This window comes from Haemophilus parainfluenzae ATCC 33392, from assembly GCF_031191205.1.
GTDB classification, from domain to species: Bacteria; Pseudomonadota; Gammaproteobacteria; order Enterobacterales; family Pasteurellaceae; genus Haemophilus_D; species Haemophilus_D parainfluenzae.
Genome location: NZ_CP133470.1, coordinates 1,710,085 through 1,730,811, shown reverse-complemented (window position 1 = coordinate 1,730,811; position 20,727 = coordinate 1,710,085). Strand labels below are relative to the sequence as shown.

At 37.6% G+C, this 20,727-nt stretch carries 21 protein-coding genes and 1 pseudogene; 8 read left to right on the top strand and 14 right to left on the bottom strand.

Annotation, left to right across the window (positions count from 1 at the left end):
- From RDV53_RS08425 to RDV53_RS08415, 3 genes are read right to left on the bottom strand one after another with little or no spacing between them, the layout of a single operon-like run.
- Window positions 1-612 (bottom strand): hypothetical protein, encoded by a 612-nt coding sequence (locus tag RDV53_RS08425; RefSeq protein ID WP_005695933.1) that lies wholly within the window; start codon window positions 610-612, stop codon window positions 1-3.
- On the bottom strand, window positions 593-802 hold the full coding sequence (locus RDV53_RS08420; protein WP_005695932.1) for a hypothetical protein: 210 nt from the start codon (window positions 800-802) through the stop codon (window positions 593-595). The genes RDV53_RS08425 and RDV53_RS08420 overlap by 20 nt, the downstream gene beginning before the upstream one ends.
- Window positions 799-1,128, bottom strand: a complete 330-nt coding sequence (locus tag RDV53_RS08415; RefSeq protein WP_005695931.1) for a hypothetical protein — start codon at window positions 1,126-1,128, stop codon at window positions 799-801. The genes RDV53_RS08420 and RDV53_RS08415 overlap by 4 nt, the downstream gene beginning before the upstream one ends.
- 65 nt (window positions 1,129-1,193) lie before the next feature.
- Between RDV53_RS08415 and RDV53_RS08410 the strand changes: the two are divergent.
- The 5 genes and pseudogenes from RDV53_RS08410 to RDV53_RS08390 form a co-directional block, all read left to right on the top strand.
- Window positions 1,194-2,348 (top strand): annotated as a pseudogene (locus RDV53_RS08410) (ABC transporter ATP-binding protein/permease); the annotation flags it as partial.
- Between the two features lie 136 nt (window positions 2,349-2,484).
- A complete protein-coding gene (locus RDV53_RS08405) occupies window positions 2,485-4,023 on the top strand; it encodes a lipopolysaccharide biosynthesis protein (protein WP_005695929.1) in 1,539 nt (512 codons plus the stop codon).
- Window positions 4,004-4,960 (top strand): polysaccharide pyruvyl transferase family protein, encoded by a 957-nt coding sequence (locus RDV53_RS08400; protein WP_005695928.1) that lies wholly within the window; start codon window positions 4,004-4,006, stop codon window positions 4,958-4,960. Before RDV53_RS08405 ends, RDV53_RS08400 begins: the two co-directional genes overlap by 20 nt.
- Window positions 4,960-5,703, top strand: coding sequence for a YdcF family protein (locus RDV53_RS08395; RefSeq protein WP_005695927.1), 744 nt, complete (start codon window positions 4,960-4,962; stop codon window positions 5,701-5,703). Before RDV53_RS08400 ends, RDV53_RS08395 begins: the two co-directional genes overlap by 1 nt.
- Window positions 5,704-5,751: 48 nt before the next feature.
- Window positions 5,752-6,414: an NAD(P)H-dependent oxidoreductase gene (locus RDV53_RS08390; RefSeq protein WP_005695926.1), complete on the top strand. Its 663-nt coding sequence runs from the start codon at window positions 5,752-5,754 to the stop codon at window positions 6,412-6,414.
- Window positions 6,415-6,455: 41 nt separating this feature from the next.
- Here RDV53_RS08390 and zevB read toward each other — a convergent pair whose 3' ends face one another.
- Together zevB and zevA are read right to left on the bottom strand one after the other, a co-directional pair.
- On the bottom strand, window positions 6,456-7,433 hold the full coding sequence (gene zevB / locus RDV53_RS08385; RefSeq protein ID WP_005695925.1) for a zinc transporter permease subunit ZevB: 978 nt from the start codon (window positions 7,431-7,433) through the stop codon (window positions 6,456-6,458).
- A gap of 2 nt (window positions 7,434-7,435) precedes the next feature.
- Window positions 7,436-8,068, bottom strand: coding sequence for a zinc transporter binding subunit ZevA (gene zevA / locus RDV53_RS08380; RefSeq protein WP_005695923.1), 633 nt, complete (start codon window positions 8,066-8,068; stop codon window positions 7,436-7,438).
- 348 nt (window positions 8,069-8,416) lie between these two features.
- Between zevA and ettA the strand changes: the two genes are divergently transcribed.
- On the top strand, window positions 8,417-10,087 hold the full coding sequence (gene ettA / locus RDV53_RS08375; RefSeq protein WP_005695922.1) for an energy-dependent translational throttle protein EttA: 1,671 nt from the start codon (window positions 8,417-8,419) through the stop codon (window positions 10,085-10,087).
- Between the two features lie 55 nt (window positions 10,088-10,142).
- On the top strand, window positions 10,143-10,499 hold the full coding sequence (locus tag RDV53_RS08370) for a SirB2 family protein (RefSeq protein ID WP_005695921.1): 357 nt from the start codon (window positions 10,143-10,145) through the stop codon (window positions 10,497-10,499).
- A 47-nt stretch (window positions 10,500-10,546) separates the two neighbouring features.
- On the opposite strand, the gene yciH is transcribed toward RDV53_RS08370, so the two are convergent.
- The 7 genes from yciH to cmk all read right to left on the bottom strand — a co-directional run bounded on the left by yciH (window position 10,547) and on the right by cmk (window position 16,007).
- Window positions 10,547-10,867, bottom strand: a complete 321-nt coding sequence (gene yciH, locus RDV53_RS08365) for a stress response translation initiation inhibitor YciH (RefSeq protein ID WP_005698480.1) — start codon at window positions 10,865-10,867, stop codon at window positions 10,547-10,549.
- A gap of 1 nt (window position 10,868) precedes the next feature.
- A complete protein-coding gene (gene pyrF / locus RDV53_RS08360) occupies window positions 10,869-11,561 on the bottom strand; it encodes an orotidine-5'-phosphate decarboxylase (RefSeq protein WP_005695919.1) in 693 nt (230 codons plus the stop codon).
- Window positions 11,562-11,582: 21 nt separating this feature from the next.
- Window positions 11,583-12,761 carry a lipopolysaccharide assembly protein LapB gene (gene lapB, locus RDV53_RS08355; RefSeq protein WP_005695918.1) on the bottom strand — a complete coding sequence of 393 codons (1,179 nt, stop codon included), beginning with the start codon at window positions 12,759-12,761 and terminating at the stop codon, window positions 11,583-11,585.
- Window positions 12,761-13,054 (bottom strand): LapA family protein, encoded by a 294-nt coding sequence (locus RDV53_RS08350; protein ID WP_005698462.1) that lies wholly within the window; start codon window positions 13,052-13,054, stop codon window positions 12,761-12,763. Before RDV53_RS08350 ends, lapB begins: the two co-directional genes overlap by 1 nt.
- Window positions 13,055-13,147: 93 nt before the next feature.
- Complete coding sequence (locus RDV53_RS08345) at window positions 13,148-13,438, bottom strand: integration host factor subunit beta (RefSeq protein ID WP_279386107.1); 291 nt, start codon at window positions 13,436-13,438, stop codon at window positions 13,148-13,150.
- A 145-nt stretch (window positions 13,439-13,583) separates the two neighbouring features.
- Window positions 13,584-15,233: a 30S ribosomal protein S1 gene (gene rpsA / locus RDV53_RS08340; protein ID WP_005695915.1), complete on the bottom strand. Its 1,650-nt coding sequence runs from the start codon at window positions 15,231-15,233 to the stop codon at window positions 13,584-13,586.
- Window positions 15,234-15,329: 96 nt separating this feature from the next.
- Window positions 15,330-16,007, bottom strand: a complete 678-nt coding sequence (gene cmk, locus RDV53_RS08335; protein ID WP_032822720.1) for a (d)CMP kinase — start codon at window positions 16,005-16,007, stop codon at window positions 15,330-15,332.
- A 382-nt stretch (window positions 16,008-16,389) separates the two neighbouring features.
- On the opposite strand from cmk, the gene RDV53_RS08330 reads away from it, so the two are divergent.
- Window positions 16,390-19,257, top strand: coding sequence for a TonB-dependent receptor domain-containing protein (locus RDV53_RS08330; protein WP_005695912.1), 2,868 nt, complete (start codon window positions 16,390-16,392; stop codon window positions 19,255-19,257).
- A 97-nt stretch (window positions 19,258-19,354) separates the two neighbouring features.
- On the opposite strand, the gene RDV53_RS08325 is transcribed toward RDV53_RS08330, so the two are convergent.
- The gene (locus RDV53_RS08325; protein WP_005695911.1) at window positions 19,355-20,044 is read right to left on the bottom strand and encodes a 5'-methylthioadenosine/adenosylhomocysteine nucleosidase; all 690 of its coding nucleotides are present in this window, start codon (window positions 20,042-20,044) and stop codon (window positions 19,355-19,357) included.
- The gene (locus RDV53_RS08320; protein WP_049371166.1) at window positions 20,044-20,715 is read right to left on the bottom strand and encodes a thiol:disulfide interchange protein DsbA/DsbL; all 672 of its coding nucleotides are present in this window, start codon (window positions 20,713-20,715) and stop codon (window positions 20,044-20,046) included. The genes RDV53_RS08325 and RDV53_RS08320 overlap by 1 nt, the downstream gene beginning before the upstream one ends.
- Window positions 20,716-20,727 lie beyond the last annotated feature (12 nt).

Sequence of the window (20,727 nt, the reverse complement as noted above, 5' to 3'; positions counted from 1 at the left end):
TTATTTACCCTCGCTAACGATTAATTTTTGTTTTTCAATATTTTCAACTTGTAACTGCTCAATCTGCTCTATCACTTCAACAAACTTATGGATTAAGTAGTTATTTGCTTGATTAAATCCCTTTAGCGCTCCGTACTTATCTTTAATTTCCACGCCTTGCGACTTAGCCATTTCATTAAGTAACTTTGAGCCAGCTTTTAACTTCTCTACTAAATCAGCTAGTTCATTACGGAATTTCACTTTGTGATGAAACTCGTCTGGATAAACTTCAAGGCATTTGCGGTTGCTGTCATGAATTAGCTTAAATTGGCGAGAAATCTGAGTATATTCAAACACTAACGGGTTGAATGATAGTTTGCCTTGGTATTTGGCTTTAGGTGCGCTGTGCTCGTTTCCTTGCGTATTTTCTACAGAATGTAAATTTGCATTCTGGTTTTTCTCAAATTTGAGTTTAACCGCACTTTTAACCGGACCAATTTTGGTCTTGTTACCTTTAACCGAACCAATTTTGGATTGGTTCATTTCATTCATAAACTTATTTATTTTTGCTTGCTCATTGTTTTTCTTCCATTGCTCAAGCTGTGCTATTGGATTAGTTGGTTTTGGTTTCATTTTCGCCCTCCGTTAAAACTGTGATAGTTTCTAAACGTCTGCCGGTAATATCTTTTTCGCCAATCTCAGCTTTTGTTCTGATTTTGGCTTGTAGTACGTCTCTAAGTGAACAATATTGACCCGCAGTGAATTGATCGCCGTTGTCATAGGTAAAAACAAGGGTGTAAGGGAATTTCGTGTTACTCATCATTTAGCCCCCTTATCTCCACCATTGAGATGGTAAGTTGCTTGGATAGAGGCTTCTCGTAAGGTATTAAGAAAATAAGCGTTAGCCTGAATTAATGCTCCAATATGTTTTACATTGTCATTACTCATCGCGTGGCGATCAAAGGTTTGCTCACTCTCAGCCAAGAAACCTAAACGACTTATCATATCGCCCAATTCCATTAAGCCATATTCGATAGATTCACAAAGACATTCGCTTTCTGTGCGAATTTTCTCTAAGGTCTGTTCACTTACATCATTACTATTAACAACATCTTGAAGAGCTATTTGAATAGCATCATAACTAAGCATGAGCCACCTCCGCGAAAGAGATTGAAGGGAAAGTATTTGCGGATAAAGCGCTAGCGTTTTGAAGATTAAGTCTTTTTGGCTTGAATATCGAAAAAGGCGTCGTTTTCTTTATTTATGCCTTTATTATCCTCGCAACGTTAATGTCCGTTTGGATTGGTCACCCTTTAATCAAGCTGAACTTCAATAAAGAAAAACTTAATGGTGACTACCGTTATTCTTTGATTCGAGTGCGAGATAATGCGGAAAGTATCGCTTTCTATCAAGGCGAACTGCAAGAACAACACTTATTGAAAAACAAATTTGCTCAAATCATTCATAACCGTTGGGCAATTGTATTGAGAATGTTGGGATTAGACGGCTTTAATGGAAGTGTCACGCGCGTTGCAAAACTCTTACCGTTAATGCTGCAAGCACCTCGTTTTTTCACTGGACAAATCAAACTGGGCGATATGCACCAAACTGTGCAAGCATTTAACCGATTAATGACCGCACTTTCCTTCTTCCGTTTGTTCTATGAAGAATTTACGCTCTACCAAGCGCGTTTAAATCGTCTTTATGGTTTTATGACGAAGTTGGATGAATTAGATCATTTAGAGGTTCATCACCCCATGAAATGCTCAAACCGTGTTGCGTTATCAAATTTTGGTATTAAAGATGACCAAGGCAGATTGTTGCTTAATAACTTGAATATTGAATTAAAAAATGGTGATGCTTTATTAATTCAAGGGCCTTCTGGTACGGGAAAAACATCGCTATTAAAAGCGATGGCAGGAATTTATCCTTTTGAAACAGTTGGTCTGGTGGAACATCCTTGTGTGACCAGTTTGTTCCTACCGCAACGCCCTTATATGCCACAAGGTACGTTACGTGAAGCGATTTGCTATCCAGATATTGATCCTTATCATCCTGAATTGGAAAAAACACTGGCTGACTGTTGTTTGGATAAATATCTTCATAGCTTAGATGTAGATAACGATTGGCAGGCAATTTTGTCGCCAGGTGAATTACAGCGCGTGGCATTTATTCGGATTTTACTGACGAAACCTGAAGTGGTCTTTTTAGATGAAACCACATCAGCACTTGATGAGCCAACCGAGTACCTCCTTTATAAAACAATTAAAGAGCGGTTACCCAATATGATCATTCTGAGCGTGGGTCATCGTGGCACATTGCATCAGTTCCATAATAAGCAACTAGATTTGGCAGTCTGCATCGTCTAAATAACAAAAGGCTAAATTTATATTTAGCCTTTTCTTTTTACTAAGCGTAATTCAAATACAGAGAAGTCTCTCAAGGCTTGCTACACATCCCAATCCCCCCTATAATTCCCCCAATTTTTCTAATTTCATTCTCACAATGTCAAATAAAACCATTGCTAAAAATACGCTATTTCTTTATATCCGAATGCTTTTCAACATGGGGGCCATGCTGTATATCTCTCGTGTGGTATTACAGGTATTGGGTGTAGAAGATTTTGGTATCTACAACATTGTGATGGGTGTGGTGGTCTTATTTTCTTTTTTTAATGGCACAATGACAGCCACCACTCAGCGTTTTATTAACGTAGAAAAAGCCTCGAATGACATTCAACGTGTCAATAAAGTCTTTAATATTAGTATCTTAAATCACCTACTGATTATTTTTATCGTATTTTTGTTAGCCGAAACTGTCGGTTTATGGTTTTTAAATCACAAATTGGTGATTCCAGCAGAGCGCTTGCAGGCGGCGAATATCGTTTACCAATTAGCGTTAATTATTGCCCTCGTTGAAATCATCAAGGTGCCATTCAATGCCATGATTGTTGCACACGAGAAAATGGGATTCTATGCTTGGTTGGGATTAGGTGAAACCATTTTAAAACTGACTTCTGTCTTTATCTTAAGTCATATCACGTATTACGATAAGCTAATTACTTATGGCTGCTTATTACTTTCAGTCAGCTTAATTGTGCTCTCTCTTTATGTGTTATTCACTAAGTATTATTTCAAAGAAGCCGCACGTTTCCGCCTATATAAAGATTTAAGCAAAACCAAAGAAATGGTAAGTTTTTCCGGTTGGATGCTTATGGGACAAGTTGCCTATGTGGGTTCAACACAAGGCTTGAATATGGTATCAAACTTATTCTTTGGTGTGGCAGTCAACGCCGCTGTTGCCATTGCAACACAAGTAGAAGGTGCGGTTTATAGCTTTGTGAATAATTTCCAAATGGCGGCTAATCCGCAGTTAGTGCAGTCTTATGCAGCAAAAGATTACGATCGCAATCGCCAATTAATCCTTGGTATTTCAAAATATTCACTTTATTTAATGGCGATTCTCTCTGCACCGGTATTGTATTTCACCCATACCTTACTGACATTTTGGTTAGGCGATCATCTTCCACAATATACTGAACAACTTGTACAAGCTATTATTGCTTGCTTATTAATCAGTGCGATGGCTGGGGCATTTTGGATGAGTGCATTAGCCATTGGCACATCCACCGTAAAACAATACAATATCATCGTGGCGTTAATCGATCTCTGCACAGTGCCTTTGGCTTATTATTTGTTCACACTAGGTTATAATCCAGTATTTGCCTTTGTGGGTAAATTTAGTACGATGGTCATCTCACAACTCTATCGATTATATTTTATTAATAAAAAAATTAAATTTAACCATAAAGAATTTGTCTCATATTTAGTGAATGTCGGCGTGGTGTTTGGCCTACTATTAGGTATCATCTATATATCAGATACCACCCGCAGCTATTCTTTATTGGAATTTATTGGACAATCCATCATTTTAGAAATGGTATTAATCTGTGTCATTTTAATCTTCGGATTAAACACAGCAGAAAAAAATTTCTTGTTTAGCTATTTAAAGAAAAGAGTAAAAAATGAATCAACTCCTTATTGATTTAAAAAACAAACTGAATCCTATTGTCGAACTGATCAAAGATAAAAACGACGTATTTTATTTCGACTACCCACTTCATTTGAACGTGGGCGATTTGCTGATTTATCACGGAACCGAGCAATTTTTTAAAGATCACCATATTAATGTGACCTTAAAACGTTGCGAATATGATTTAGATCTTGAAGAAGTTAAAGCGAAAATTACACCAAACACCACCATCCTTTTACATGGTGGCGGTAATTTTGGCGATCTTTATCCGCAGCATCAAAAAATCCGCGAAGAAATGGTGACGAATTTCCCGAATAATCGAATTATTGTGTTGCCACAAACTGCTTATTTTAAACACGAAGAAAATCTGCAAAAATCAGCCACACTGTTCCGTAGCCACAGTGATTGCCATCTACTGGCTCGTGACGAAAGAACAGAGAACCTATTTGCACAATTTTCAAATCATGTTTATTTGTCACCGGACATGGCTCATCAGCTTTATGGCACCATGGAAACGAAACAAGGCAAAACTGGTGAGCAGCTTTACTTCCTACGTAAAGATATTGAAACGAGTGATATCGAGAAAAATATCCTTGCTCGACTTCCTGCTAACAGCAACGTAAAAGACTGGGAAGATATTCTTTCAACAGAAGACGATGTTGTTTTAGCAGTAAGCTGGCGAATGAGTAAAATGGCCAATAAATTTGGTCTGGGTTGGCTGAAAGATCTTTGCCATCAATTCTGGTATGCCTATACTCAACGCATTGTAAAACGCGTTGCTCAGGTGTTCTTAGCGAATGACAAAGTGACCACAACTCGCTTACATGGTCATATTTTCTCTTGCTTGTTAGAAATTCCAAATCGTGTTTGCGATAACTCTTATGGCAAAAATAGTAGCTATGCTAAATTATGGACCAAAGAACTAGATTTTGTTGAATTGGATAAATAATGTTTGAATTGAAAAAACTGATTACAGCCATGATTCTTCCCCCATTTAATATTTTAATTTTATGGGGACTTTCACTTATTCTAGCTAAATTCAATTTCAAAAAATTAAGCCGAATTTCGACCTCACTTGGTTTCTCTCTACTCTATCTTTTAAGCATTCCTTACACTGCACAAGTACTTAAAGACAGTCTCATTACTGAAGATCATTTAACACTGCAAGATTATCAACAAGCTCAAGCGATCGTTTTACTTGGCGGTGGTTTACGTGATAGTAAAGAGCTTTATGCACCATTAGCTTCAACAGGTATTCAACTTGAACGCTTACGCTATGCCGCATTCTTGCAAAAAGAAACGCACTTGCCATTATTAATTACAGGGGCGAGTCCAACTGGCGCCATTGAAGCAAAAATCGCTGCGGAAGAACTCCAAAATTTCTTTAATGTGCCAACTAAATGGATTGAACCTAAAGCCCTTACTACCAAAGAAAATGCACTTTTCACCAAACAAATGTTGGAAAAAGAAGGTATTCACAAAATTATTTTAGTCACCAATGAATGGCATATGCAACGTGCAAAATTATTATTCCAACAACAAGGTTTTGATGTGTTACCTGCAAGTGTAGGTGAAGGCATTACGCCTGACAGTTACGGACTCAATATGATGCATTTTATTCCGCAAGGTGGTGCAATTACTAAAAATATGCAATTACTCAAAGAGTGGATTGGATATTGGAAAGAGCGCTAAAGTGCGGTCAAAAGATCACAAATTAGATAATGTTAAGAGGAAGAAAACATGAGTCAAATTACACGCGAAAAAATGCTTCAAGTATTCGAAAATCGCTGTTCCACACGCTATTACGATCCGAATAAAAAAATTAGCCAAGAAGATTTTTCGGCAATTTTAGAATTTGCTCGCTTATCACCAAGCTCGGTCGGTTCTGAGCCATGGAAATTCTTAGTTATTCAAAATAAAGCATTACGCGATAAGCTCAAACCTTTTAGCTGGGGCATGCAATATCAATTAGATGATTGTAGTCATTTAGTGATCATTCTTGCGAAGAAAAATGCGCGATATGATACACCTTTCTTCCGTGATGTGGCGGTGCGTAGAGGTTTACAAGGCGAGCAATTAGAAAAAGCCTTGGAAAAATATAAAGGCTTACAAGAAGTTGAAATGAAAACCGCAGAAAGCGAGCGTGCATTATTTGACTGGACAAGCAAACAAACCTACATTGCATTAGCCAATATGCTAACTGGTGCCGCCGCTATCGGTGTAGATTCTTGCCCTATTGAAGGCTTTAACTACGATAAGATGAATGAAGTTTTAGCCGCTGAAGGTCTCTTTGATCCAAATGAATGGGGCGTATCTGTGGCAGCAACATTTGGTTATCGCGCAAGAGACATTACCAAAAAATCTCGTAGACCAATTGAAGAAATCGTCACTTGGGTTGAATAATCTATTTTCAAATAAATGGGCAGCAAACGCTGCCCTTTTCTTTATCCACCAAACAAGGCTGCTCCACCTGTTACAGCCCCCATCGTGCCATATAACAAGCTTAGTGCAAAAAAGATCATAATTGCGCCCGCAATACATTTGATCATTGCCTCGCCTTTTTGATTAGAACCCGCTAAACCATACCAATGACCTAAGCGGGTCGCGACATTTCTTGCATAGCGTACTAACCCCGCAAAAAGTGACAGCATTAATCCTGTGCCGAGAGACATGGCAAACGTGGCTAAAATTCCCCACCAATACAAATCCAACATATAAGCGAGAAAAAGCACGAAAATGGCGCCACTACATGGTCGCATACCAATGGTTAAAATCACTAAGAGTTGAGATTTTAAATCACCTGATTGCTTAAGCTGTTGATCATTGGGTAGATGTTGATGTCCACAACTGCATTGTGTTTGGCTCACTATTCCTTGCTCATATCGAAATGGCGAAGCTGTTCCAATCTGTTTCGGCAATGATTGAATAGATGTAATACGAAAAGATTGTTTTTTCTTCAAGCCTTTCAAACCTTGAGCAATCCAATAAAGTCCTAATAACAATAATAAAATGAGCGCGCTACGTTCCAGCCATAACTGGCTAAGTTTAAAATATTTAGAGGAAAGATTAAGTATCACCACCACAATGGAGGTTGCAGCAACGGCGACAAAACCTTGCATGAGAGAGGAAAGCAAGCTTAAGCGTACACTGGTTTTAAGTTGACTTTCGTGTGTAGAAAGATAGCTAGCGATAATAAATTTGCCATGCCCAGGCCCTAATGCATGTAATACACCATAAGAAAAGGCGGCAAAAATCAACCACAATCCTGCCGTTGATGAATGTGCTTGAATTTGATGTAGATTTTCAGAAATCAACTGATTAAAGGCTTTTTGCCAATCAGCAACTTGCACAAACAGCCAAGGTAATAATGCGAAGATAATCGCTAATAAACCAATAAAAAGTGCGGTTAGTTTTAACTTCATTTTTATTCACACTTAATTTTTACTTTCTGCGCAAACAATACACCAAGAGAATCATCTTCATTTTTTTGCGATTTATCTAATGATGAGGCGTAAGATTGAATTTTTTCATCAACATTAGGTTCAAGCACCTCGCCTTTGCAGTTTGCAGGAAGTGATGAAAAATCAACCGCGCTTTTGCCAGTTTCTGCATACCGCATAGCCACATAATAAGTGCGGTCATAAGTCATCAGCGTAAATTCATTATTTTGCAAAGCCTGTGGCTGTGCTAAAAGAAAATCAAAATAATATTCCACTTCGTTCCCTTTCACGCGCATACCGTAATTTTCAGGGCGTTTTGTGTATTTAATTTTATGATTTTCTTTGTCAAAGACATAACTAAAGTAATGTTCATTCACAACATTTTCCATTACTTCATCAATTAATTTCTGTTGGGCGGCCTTATCTCCTTTTGCCTGCTTCACGTCGTACAGGACAGCTGAAGAACTGGCTTCATCTAGTAACCATTGCGTCGAAAAACCAATTAATTGATTATCTTTCACTAAGGTTTTCGTTTGCATATCAATGAACGCATGAGGATGTGCTAGCGCTGAAAAAGGTGAAATCAGCAATAATCCAAGAAGTGATTTTTTAAACATAAATAAGAAAAAAGAGTGGCTAAATGATTGAATAGACAGATTTTATCACAAGCAGTTCCCAATCAAAATCGAATAAAAATCAGTCTAAAAGTAAAAAATCCCATGATTTTATTGATTTTTATCAAAAAATGATTCATTCGCATTTCCCTTATAACTGAAATTTATGTACTATCTGTGTCGTCAAGTGATTGCTTGATATTCATAAAGTTCCTAAATAAAATAATCATAAATATAGCTAAACTACTTTCCTACCACCCTGTATGGGTGGTTTTTTTTGCCTTTCAAATAGCTTATTCCCTAAACATCAAGTAAAATAACCGCACTTTTATTCATAACATCGAGAAAATTATGTCAACGCAATTTGTATATACGATGCACCGTGTCGGCAAAGTGGTGCCACCGAAGCGTCATATTTTGAAAGATATTTCTTTAAGCTTCTTCCCTGGTGCAAAAATCGGGGTGCTCGGCTTAAATGGTGCGGGTAAATCAACCCTTTTACGCATTATGGCGGGCGTGGATAAAGAGTTCGAAGGTGAAGCGCGTCCACAACCGGGTATTAAGATCGGTTATCTTCCACAGGAACCAAAACTTGATCCTCAACAAACTGTGCGTGAAGAGGTAGAAGAAGCGGTTTCTGAAGTAAAAAATGCACTGACTCGTTTAGATGAAGTCTATGCGCTTTATGCCGATCCCGATGCGGATTTCGATAAACTCGCGGCGGAGCAAGCGAATCTTGAAGCGATTATTCAAGCACACGATGGCCATAATTTAGATAACCAATTAGAACGTGCGGCAGATGCATTACGTTTACCGGATTGGGATGCCAAAATCGAACATTTATCTGGTGGTGAGCGTCGTCGTGTAGCGCTTTGTCGCTTATTACTCGAAAAACCAGACATGCTCTTATTAGACGAACCAACCAACCACTTAGATGCAGAATCTGTGGCATGGTTAGAGCGCTTCTTACATGACTATGAAGGTACTGTTGTGGCGATTACCCACGACCGTTACTTCTTAGATAACGTAGCAGGTTGGATCTTAGAGCTCGACCGTGGTGAAGGTATTCCTTGGGAAGGTAACTACTCTTCTTGGTTAGAGCAAAAAGAGAAACGCTTAGAGCAAGAACAAGCCGCTGAAAATGCGCGCCAAAAATCCATTGCGAAAGAGTTAGAATGGGTACGCCAAAACCCTAAAGGTCGTCAAGCGAAAAGCAAAGCTCGTATGGCACGCTTCGATGAGTTGAACTCTGGCGAATACCAAAAACGCAACGAGACCAATGAACTCTTTATTCCACCTGGTCCACGTTTAGGTGATAAAGTGATTGAAGTGCAGAACTTAACCAAATCTTATGGCGACCGCACTTTAATTGATAATTTATCATTTAGCATTCCAAAAGGGGCTATCGTGGGTATTATTGGGCCAAATGGTGCGGGTAAATCGACCCTATTCCGTATGCTTTCAGGCCAAGAACAACCCGATAGCGGCTCAATTACGATGGGTGAAACCGTTGTGCTTGCTTCTGTGGATCAATTCCGTGATTCAATGGATGACAAGAAAACCGTTTGGGAAGAAGTGTCTAACGGACAAGATGTTCTGACCATTGGTAACTTTGAAATTCCAAGCCGTGCCTATGTTGGCCGATTTAACTTCAAAGGCGTAGATCAACAAAAACGCGTTGGCGAATTATCAGGTGGTGAACGTGGTCGTTTACACTTAGCGAAACTTCTACAACGTGGTGGTAACGTACTGTTATTGGACGAACCTACCAATGACTTAGACGTTGAAACCTTACGTGCATTAGAAAATGCGATCTTAGAATTCCCGGGTTGTGCAATGGTGATTTCCCATGACCGTTGGTTCTTAGATCGTATTGCGACTCATATTTTAGATTACGGTGATGAAGGTAAAGTGACGTTCTACGAAGGTAACTTCTCAGACTACGAAGAGTGGAAAAAGAAAACCTTAGGTGAATCCGCAACACAACCACATCGTATTAAATATAAGCGTATTGCAAAATAAGAAATTAAAGTGCGGTCGCTTTTGACCGCACTTTCCTTTTACATCTGGAGTGATTATGTTAATTTATTTGCACATTGTTTGTGCATTTTTAAGTTTAGGATTATTAATTATCCGTGGGGGAATGCAATTAAGTGGGAAAAATTGGCGCGCGATTAAACTGCTAAAAATTTTACCGCACTTAGTGGATACACTTTTAATTGCAAGCGGCTTAACGATTTTCTTCTTGGTCGGTTATCAGCTACAAAGCTGGTTGGTCATGAAAATCATCATGCTTGTGCTTTATATCTTCTTCGCGGCTAAATATTTTAGTCGTAAAGCAGTCAATCCAAACAGTGCATTTCTGGCATTTGCCTTGTTAAGTTTCTTAGGTGCAATGTTCTTTGCTTACCAACCAAACTTTATGGAAGGCTAATTATGAAAAAATCCATCTTCAATTGAAGAGGGATTTTTTGTCTTATCTTAACCACCGGCTAATTTTACTTTAAACCCTTTTTGTTCTAAAAGTTGTTTAATTAAATCGCGTTTTTCACCTTGAATCTCAATGTTGCCGTCTTTAACCGAACCACCGCAACCACAACGTTTTTTAAGTTCAGCGGCTAACTTTTTCAATTCATCATCAGCTAAATCTAGCCCAGTAATCACTGAAACGCCTGCGCCTTTTCGACCACTGGTTTGTTTTTGGATGCGAACCACACCATCACCTTTAGGGCGTTGTACCGGCTCTTTTTGCACTTTAATTCGACCGACTTCGGTAGAATAAACTAATGTACTCTCAGCCATATTACTCAATTGATGCATTAATTGAACGAAGCACTTCAGCTGGGTTTTCAGCTTGCGTAATTGGACGACCGATTACTAAATAATCAGAACCAGATCGAATAGCTGCAGCTGGTGTCATGACGCGACGCTGATCTCCAAAATCACTACCAATAGGACGAATCCCTGGGGTGACTAATTTAAAATCAGGACCACAAGTATTGCGTAAAATCTCCACTTCTTGTGGTGAACAAACGACTCCATCTAATCCCGCACGCTGTGTTAAATGCGCAAGACGTAAAACGTGTTCGAGTGGTGAAGAATTAATGCCAATTTGTAATAAATCTAAATCTTCCATACTTGTCAATACGGTCACTGCAATTAATAAAGGGGCATCTTTTCCATAAGGTTCGAGAATTTTTTTCGCCTCTTCCATCATTTTTAAACCACCACTAGCATGGACATCCACCATCCATACGCCTAAATCAGCCGCAGAGCGCACTGCTCTTGCCACAGTATTCGGAATATCATGAAATTTAAGATCGAGGAAAACATCAAATTGACGCTCGTGCAATTGCTTAACGAAACTGGTTCCTAGTGTAGTAAACATTTCTTTACCCACTTTTAAACGGCATAAGCTTGGATCAATTTGATCCACGAGGGATAGTGCTTGTGCTTCCGTTTCGTAATCCAATGCAACGATTATTTTGCTATTCATAATTTTACCTCACTGTGTCAATTAATTATGTTCTGGTTTGATGGATTCCCACTGTTTGCAAGAAGGACAATTCCACATTAATTTATGGGTCTGATAACCGCAATTTGAGCAACGGTAGCCAAAGCCTTGCTTAATTCTCTCACCGACCATTTTATGTAGCAAAATTAAGCTTTCTTTACCTCGTCCTTCCTCTGCATCATCAATTTGGAATTGAATAAAACGGTGGAAAATAGATGTACTTGGATGTTTTGTGAGTTGTTGATAAAGCTTTGATTGCGCTGCACTCTTACCATCTTTCTCTTCAATCACGCTTGCTAACATTAAATCTACTTTCGTATTGTTAATCTGCTGGCTGGCTCGAATCAAGAATAACTCAAAGTTATCTCTCTCTCCTAATTCATCATAGCAATATTTGAGTGTTTTCAACACTTCTCCAATGTAAATTGGATTTTGATTAAGAATATTCTCCAAAAAATGAATGGCTTGACGGTAGTTTTTATCTGCCATTTCTAAATCAGCAAGCAGCATTGATGCTCTCACACTGGTTGGAGATACATTCAACGCTTTTTGTAAAATACTGCGTTTTTCGACCACACTTTCAAGTTCACCACTTAAGGAATATTCACAATAACATTGTGCTAATTCCACATCATTTTCTTTAGGGGAAATTTTGGCTAGTTTTTCTGCAATATTAACCGCTTTTTTCCATTCTTTTGTTTTTTGGTAAATCACTAAAAGCTGTTGTAGTGCATTTTCAGCGAATTCAGGCTCATCTACCATGATTATGTAAAGGGCTTCTGCTCGGTCATAAAAACCCACCGCCATGAAATCCTTAGCGAGTTGCTGTTTAGCTAATAATTTTTGTTCGAAAGAGTAATTGGGACTACGATCGAGGGCTTGATGGATACGTAAAGCACGATCCACTTCACCTCTAGAACGGAAAAGATTACCGAGCGTTAGCTCAGCCTCAAATTGTGAATTGCTTTCAATTTCATTTTCGGTTTCTTGTTTTTGTAACATATCAAGAAACAAATCAACAGCTTTATCCGTTTGATTAGAAAGCAAAAAATTGACCCCCGTGACATAATCACGGGAGAGTTTATTATTAATATTTTCCTGATCTTTCTTGGCACTCCGATGCCCCATATACCAACCATAAGCGGCGGCTATTGGCAGAAGCAGAAAGAGTAATTCAAGCATTATACTGCCTTATCGCGGGTAGTAGTTAATTCGTTAATTTGTAAGGTTTGACGTTTAACTTGACGCGCTAACGACATATTTTTGAATTTTAATTTTAAGTAGAATAATCCAGTAATTAACCAACCTAAAATTAATCCAAAACCAAATAAAATGGCAACTAATGTTGAAAGTTGGAATTGGCTTTCAGCAACAATATAGTTAAAGGTGATTACTTGATCATTATTCGCCCCTATAGTTACCGCAACGAGTACAATAGCCAGCACAATAATGAGTCCGAGAATATATTTAATCATCACAATCTCCTTTGTTAAGAATAGGTTCATTATGCCAAAATTTGTAATAAAAAACGACACCTAAGTGTCGTTTTATTGATATCGATTGAATGTTTAAGCAAAAACATTTACGCGATCTTTTAATTCTTTACCCGCTTTAAAGTGCGGTACAGATTTAGCATCTAGTTTTACAGAATCACCTGTTTTAGGATTACGGCCTACTCGCGGTTGACGATGGTGTAAAGAGAAGCTACCAAAACCACGAACTTCAATACGATTACCCTCTTCTAAAGATTGTGCAATGAGCTCAAGAATATCTTTTACAATACCTTCTACTTCTTTTGCGGATAAAGTTGGGTGCTTTGTTGATAGATTTTCAATTAGTTCAGATTTAGTCATCGTCAACTCTCCTTTAAATTTATACTTAAACTTATTATTAAGACTTACAGGTAATGTATTAGTTCATAATAAATTACCGCTAAATCCTTGTTAATTATAGTGGGTAGTAATAAGGCTGAGCCAACGACCCAGCCTTATTTATGTGAATTAATTATTCACCTTTAGCTGCTTTGAAAGCTTCAGCCATTGCGTTTGGAATAGCAACATCTTCTTGTTTGTTATTCACGTTTGCAACTGCAGCTGCTTCTTCAGCTTGATCTTTCGCTTTTACAGATAAGTGAACGATACGTGCTTTACGATCAACACCTGTGTATTTCGCTTCAACTACATCACCCGCTGCAACTTCATTTGTTAAGTCTGCTGCACGGATATAACCTTCAATGCCACCTGCTAATTCAACTTTAGCACCTTTAGCGTCAGCTTCAACAACAGTTGCAGAAACTACTGCACCTTTTTTGTTAACTGCTACGAAGTTGTTGAATGGATCATCTTCAAGTTGTTTGATACCTAAAGAAATACGTTCTTTCACTGCATCTACTGCTAATACTACTGCAGAAACTTCGTCACCTTTTTTGTAGTTACGAACTGCTTCTTCACCTGCAACATTCCAAGAAATGTCAGATAAGTGAACTAAACCGTCGATACCACCTTCAAGACCGATGAAGATACCGAAATCAGTGATTGATTTGATTTTACCAGTAACTTTGTCGCCTTTGTTGTGAGTTTCAGCGAATTGAGTCCATGGGTTAGGTTTGCATTGTTTTAAACCTAAAGAAATACGACGACGTTCTTCGTCAACTTCTAATACCATTACTTCAACAGTATCGCCAAGGCTTACAACTTTAGATGGGTGGATGTTTTTGTTAGTCCAATCCATTTCAGAAACGTGAACTAAGCCTTCAACACCATCTAAGATTTCAACGAAACAGCCGTAGTCTGTTAAGTTAGTTACTTTACCTGTTAATTTGCTGTTTACTGGGTGGTTTTCAGCAATAGCAACCCAAGGATCTTGACCTAATTGTTTTAAGCCTAAAGATACGCGAGTACGATCTTTGTCAAATTTTAATACTTTAACAGTTACTTCGTCGCCTACATTCACGATTTCGCTTGGGTGTTTAACACGTTTCCAAGCCATATCAGTGATGTGTAATAAACCGTCAACGCCACCTAAATCTACGAATGCACCGTAGTCAGTTAAGTTTTTAACGATACCTTTAACTTCTGAACCTTCAGCTAGGTTCTCAAGGATTTGTTCACGTTCTTGGCTGTTTTCAGATTCGATCACTGCACGACGAGAAACAACAACGTTGTTACGTTTTTGATCTAATTTGATTACTTTGAATTCTAATTCTTTACCAAGTAAGTGATCTGCTTCACGTGCTGGACGAGTGTCAACTAATGAACCTGGTAAGAATGCACGAACACCGTTTAACTCAACTGTGAAACCGCCTTTCACTTTACCGTTGATTAAACCGATAACGGTCGCTTTTTCTTCGTAAGCTTTTTCTAATTCAATCCAAGATTCGTGACGAACTGCTTTCTCACGAGAAAGTTTAGTTTCGCCGTAACCATCTTCAACTGCATCTAAAGCTACGTTTACTGTGTCGCCAACTTTAACTTCAAGTTCACCTTGAGCGTTTTGGAATTCAGCAACAGGAATTGCAGATTCAGATTTTAAGCCTGCATCAACAAGTACAAAGCCTTTTTGAATAGCAACAACAGTACCGCTAACGATTGAACCTTGACGGGTTTCAAGGCCTTTTAATGATTCTTCAAAGAGTTGAGCAAAAGATTCTGACATATAAATAATCTTCTTAATTTAAGTTAATAACATCCACATTAAGATCCATAAAATGCGGGGTTGAGGATAAATGTCTATTCTTCCTTGAATAAACAGTTAAATCGAAATTGACGTTTTTTGTTGAATATAAACTAACGCTTGAGCAATAACCTCATCAATACTCAATGTTGTACTATCTAACAATAAAGCATCATCAGCCGCCTTCAATGGCGCAACCTCACGATTTCTATCACGAAAATCACGTTCTTGTATCTCGGCTAAAATCTGTGCAAAGTTACCATTAATTCCCTTATTTTGCAACTGTTTATAACGTCTTTTTGCACGTTCTTCCGCACTTGCATCTAAAAACAGTTTAACTTGTGCATTTGGGAAAACCACGGTTCCCATATCTCGCCCATCCGCAATCAGTCCATCATTTTTGCCAAAATCTTGCTGAAGTTGCAGTAAAGCTGACCGCACTTTTGGGAAAACCGCTATTTTTGATGCAGCTTCCGCTACTTCTTGCGTACGGATTAAATGGCTCACATCCATCCCTCCAAGAAGTACATTGACCTCACCATTTTTCGGGATGAACTGGATATCTAAATGACGTGCTAACTCCGCTAATCCTTTTTCATCGGTTAAATCTGCATGACGTTTCAGCGCAGCCAATGCCGTCACGCGATAAATGGCACCACTATCCAACAAGGTAAAACCCAACTTTTCAGCCAAGGCGTAACAAAGTGTTCCTTTCCCTGCTCCGCTTGGACCATCAACGGTGATAATTATCCCCATCATCTCTATCCTTTTACTTTTCAAAAACCGATATATTATAGACACAAATAATTTATTTCACTAAAGATTCTTTTGCCAAATGTTAAAAATAATCACCTATCACAATTCTAAATAAACATTGATAATTCATATAAAATTTAAAGAAAAAATATCAGCTCTTAATCCTCTCCTATAATGTCAAGGCAAACGCCACCGATAAAAAGAAAAACCTCAATAATCGTTATTATGTTTTCAACAAAAAAAGAAGAATTAAAAATTTCATCATATATAACATGAAAATTATTCTTTAATTCTTATATAAATTTCATGATCTCATCCCTTGAATTCTCTCACATCAAATAGGATAATGAGAATCTTTCTCAAAAAAAGAAGAGGATAACAAATGAAGAAAGAAATAAAATTAAACTTAGTTACATTTTGCCTAATAAATGCAATGAATATTAATATTGCTGAAGCTCAAACAGAAGAAATACTCGATCAAATAAATGTGGTCGAAAAAAATGTGGCTAATGATAAAAAACCTTTTACGGAAGCGAAAGCAAAAAGCACCCGAGAGCATATTTTTAAAGAAACCCAAACTATCGATCAAGTTATTCGAAGTATCCCAGGTGCTTTTACTCAACAAGATAAAGGCTCTGGCGTAGTTTCTGTGAATATTCGTGGCGAAAATGGGTTAGGTCGAGTCAATACTATGGTTGATGGCGTAACACAAACTTTTTATTCTACCTCAATGGATTCAGGTCAATCAGGCGGTAACTCTCAATTTGGTGCCGCGATAGATCCTAATTTCATTGCTGGTGTCGATATCAATAAAAGCAATTTCTCAGGTTCCAGCGGTATAAACACATTGTCTGGTAGTGCTAATTTTAGAACATTGGGGGTTAACGATATTATCACGGATGATAGACCTTTTGGTTTAGTTGTTAAAGGTATGGCTGGTAGCAATGAAACTAAGTCGAATTTTATGACCACAGCTGCAGGCAGAAAATGGCTTGATAATGGCGGTTATGTCGGTGTGGTATATGGTTATAGCCAACGTGAAGTTTCACAAGATTACCGTATCGGTGGCGGAGAACGATTAGCATCATTAGGGCAAGATATTCTTGCCAAAGAAAAAGAAGCTTATTTCCATAATGCCGGTTATACTTTAAATTCTACAGGACAATGGACTCCCGATTTAAACAAAAATCATTGGTCTTGCAATGCGCCAACCCCAACATTTAACGGAAATACAGATCCAATTACAACTACAGATGAATTGACTGGAGTGACTGAAACAAGAACACCAGGATGTATTACTCGAGTAGAAAGAAAAGAAGAAAATTATGATTATATTAGTGAAGAAGATACGCCTAACGAACCTCGTTACAATACATCTAGCTATCAACTTAATACTTATAAAAATGAAACTAGAAAAAAAATTCTGAGAGAATTAGAAAATGGTGTGCCTCCCAAAGATATCCCCGAATTACAAAATGATGTGGATTCAACAAATAACTCATTTGAACGTAATAAGGATCAATACAGTGTTGCCCCTATTGAGCCTGGCAGTTTGCAATCTCGTTCTCGTAGCCATTTATTAAAATTTGAATATGGTGATGATCGCCATAATTTAGGTGCACAAATTCGTACCCTCGATAATAAAATTGGTTCTCGAAAAATTGAAAATCGTAATTATCAATTAAATTATAATTTTAATAATAATCGCTATCTTGATCTCAATTTGATGGTAGCACACAACTTGGGTAAAACCATTTATCCTAAAGGTGCATTCTTTTCTGGTTGGCAAGTAGAAGATAAATTAATTACGAAGAATGTGGCAAATATTATTGATATTAACAATAGCTATACTTTTTTATTGCCAAAAGAAATCGATTTAAAAACCACATTGGGCTTTAACTACTTTATTAATGAGTATAGTAAAAACCGTTTTCCAGAAGAATTAAGTTTGTTTTATAACAATGAATCACACTCCCAAGGAAACTATAGTTATTTAGGTCGCTTCCAAGGAAGCAAAAGCGGATTACCACAACGTTCAGTGATCTTACAACCTTCTGGTAAACAACAATTTAAAACTGTTTATTTTGATACCGCACTTTCTAAAGGAATTTACCATTTAGACTATAGTGTCAATTTTACGCATTATGCATTTAACGGTGAGTATGTAGGTTATGAAAATACACCAACACAAATTAATGAACCGATTTTGCATAAATCAGGACATAAAACAGCGATAAACCACTCAGCAACGCTTAGCGCGGATATCAATGATTATTTTATGCCGTTTTTCACCTATTCGCGCACACATAGAATGCCAAATATTCAAGAAATGTTCTTCTCTCAAGTATCTGATGTTGGCGTAAATACGGCATTAAAACCTGAGCGAGCAGAAACTTATCAACTAGGGTTTAACACCTATAAAAAAGCTGTTTTTACAGAAGAAGATGTTCTAGGTTTAAAACTAGTGGGATATCGTAGTTTCATCAAAAATTATATTCATAATGTATATGGTGTATGGTGGAGAGATGGCGTTGTTCCTGACTGGGCTGCTGATAATGGATTTAGATTTACCATTGCTCATCAAAATTATAAGCCTATTGTGAAAAAGAGCGGCGTCGAGTTAGAAATTAACTATGACATGGGACGTTTCTTTGCAAATCTGTCTTATGCATACCAACGAACAAATCAACCAACCAATTATGCAGATGCAAGTCCACGTCCTAACAACGCATCAAAAGATGACATTCTAAAACAAGGTTATGGTCTATCTCGTATCTCAATGTTACCTAAAGATTATGGAAGATTAGAACTTGGCTCTCGCTGGTTTGATCAAAAATTAACTGTTGGTATCGCAGCTCGTTACTATGGGAAAAGCAAACGAGCAACCATTCAAGAAGAATATATTAACGGCTCTGAATTTGAATTAAATACTAGTCATGAAAGAACTTATTATGCAATTAAGAAAACAGAAGAAATTAATAAACAACCAATTATTTTAGATTTGCATATAAGTTACGAACCTATCAAAGATTTGATTATCAAAGCTGAAGTACAAAACCTACTAGATAAACGTTATGTTGATCCTTTAGATTCTGGCAACGATGCGGCATCTCAACGCTATTATTCAAGCTTAAATGATTCCATTTGTAGCAAAAATGATACTTGCGATAACGGAATAAAAGATAAATCTGTGCTTTACAATTTTGCACGAGGAAGAACTTATATTTTTAGTTTAAACTATAAATTCTAATGGGTTTATATAAAAAGGCATAGTCAATTAACTATGCCTTTTTAAATAATGTTTATGATTCAATTTTAGAATTTATTATCTTATTAAAAGATTATTACTACAGTCTGTCTATCATCCCTAATACTAATGCCGAAGACTGTTTTGCAGCTAACGGTAAGAACTCTTCAAAAGACATACTCGCTTCGCCATCGCCTGCATCCGAAATTGCCCGAACGACCACAAAAGGTACGTTAAAGGCATGACAAACTTGCGCAATCGCCGTGGCTTCCATTTCTACTGCAGTCACATTTGGGAAATCAACTTTAATTTGAGCAATTTTTTCTTCGCTATTAATAAAACTATCACCAGAGCAAATTAAACCGCGTTTTACATTTTGTCCTTGTGATTGGGCAATTTCATCGGCTAAATCTGCTAATTGTTTATCTGAAAGAAAAGCAGCTGGATTTGCAGGTAATTGACCTTTTTCATAGCCAAAAGCTGTCACATCGGCATCGTGATATCGGGTTTCATCTGAAATAACGATATCCCCCACTTTTAAGCCTTTCGCAACACCACCCGCTGAGCCCGTATTTAAAACCACATCCGGTTTAGCCAATTGTAATAAAGCTGTGGTACCAATAGCTGCCGCGACTTTACCAATCCCAGATTGCAATAACGCGATCTCTTTGCCATTAATTTTGCCTTCAAAAATGACCGCACTTGCAACTTTTGTCTCTTTTTTATCTGTCATTAATTGGGATAAAATCTCCACTTCTTGTGCCATTGCACCAACAATCCCGATTTTCATTAATTTTTCCTTTCTTGTTCGAGTTTATTCACTAAGAAATCTAATACTGCCACTCCATAATCATCGTTATACAGCGTACTTGCGGTGAGAACATATTTCCCACCTATAACTACATAAGGAAAAGTAAAAACACCATATTCTTCCGTCAAATTAATAGCGTTACTTACATCCTTTTTCACTTCTGAAGAATGCACAACTTTGTTAAATTCAACTTTACTAATTCCTTGCGAGATTACCCATTCACGCATCTTATCTAATGTAGATAATTCGGTATAACGCGCCTTTTCAGAAGTTTCAAATAACAGCGTATCCGATAACTCGCCCACTTTTAAACGCTGTAATGTATAGAATATTGTCGCTGAAAATCTAGCCTCATTCGTGGCGACAGGATATTCTTCTAATTCCACCTTATTAGGGCGAATTTGGCTATAAAGTTGCAAGATATCTTGAGCTGAAGAACAAACCCGACAGTCGTAATCAAAGAAAAATTGGATAGGAATTCTACTATCACTTCTTCTAATCTGCTCAATAGGTTCTTGATATGAAAAATAATCTCTACCGTCTTCAAACTGTGTCACATTTGCAGGCGGTAAGTGTGGTGAATTTTTGGCAGAAAAATCCTTCGCATTGACTTCACCGAATGCGACATTTGTCACGCTCAGCAACATCATTGCAAATGATCC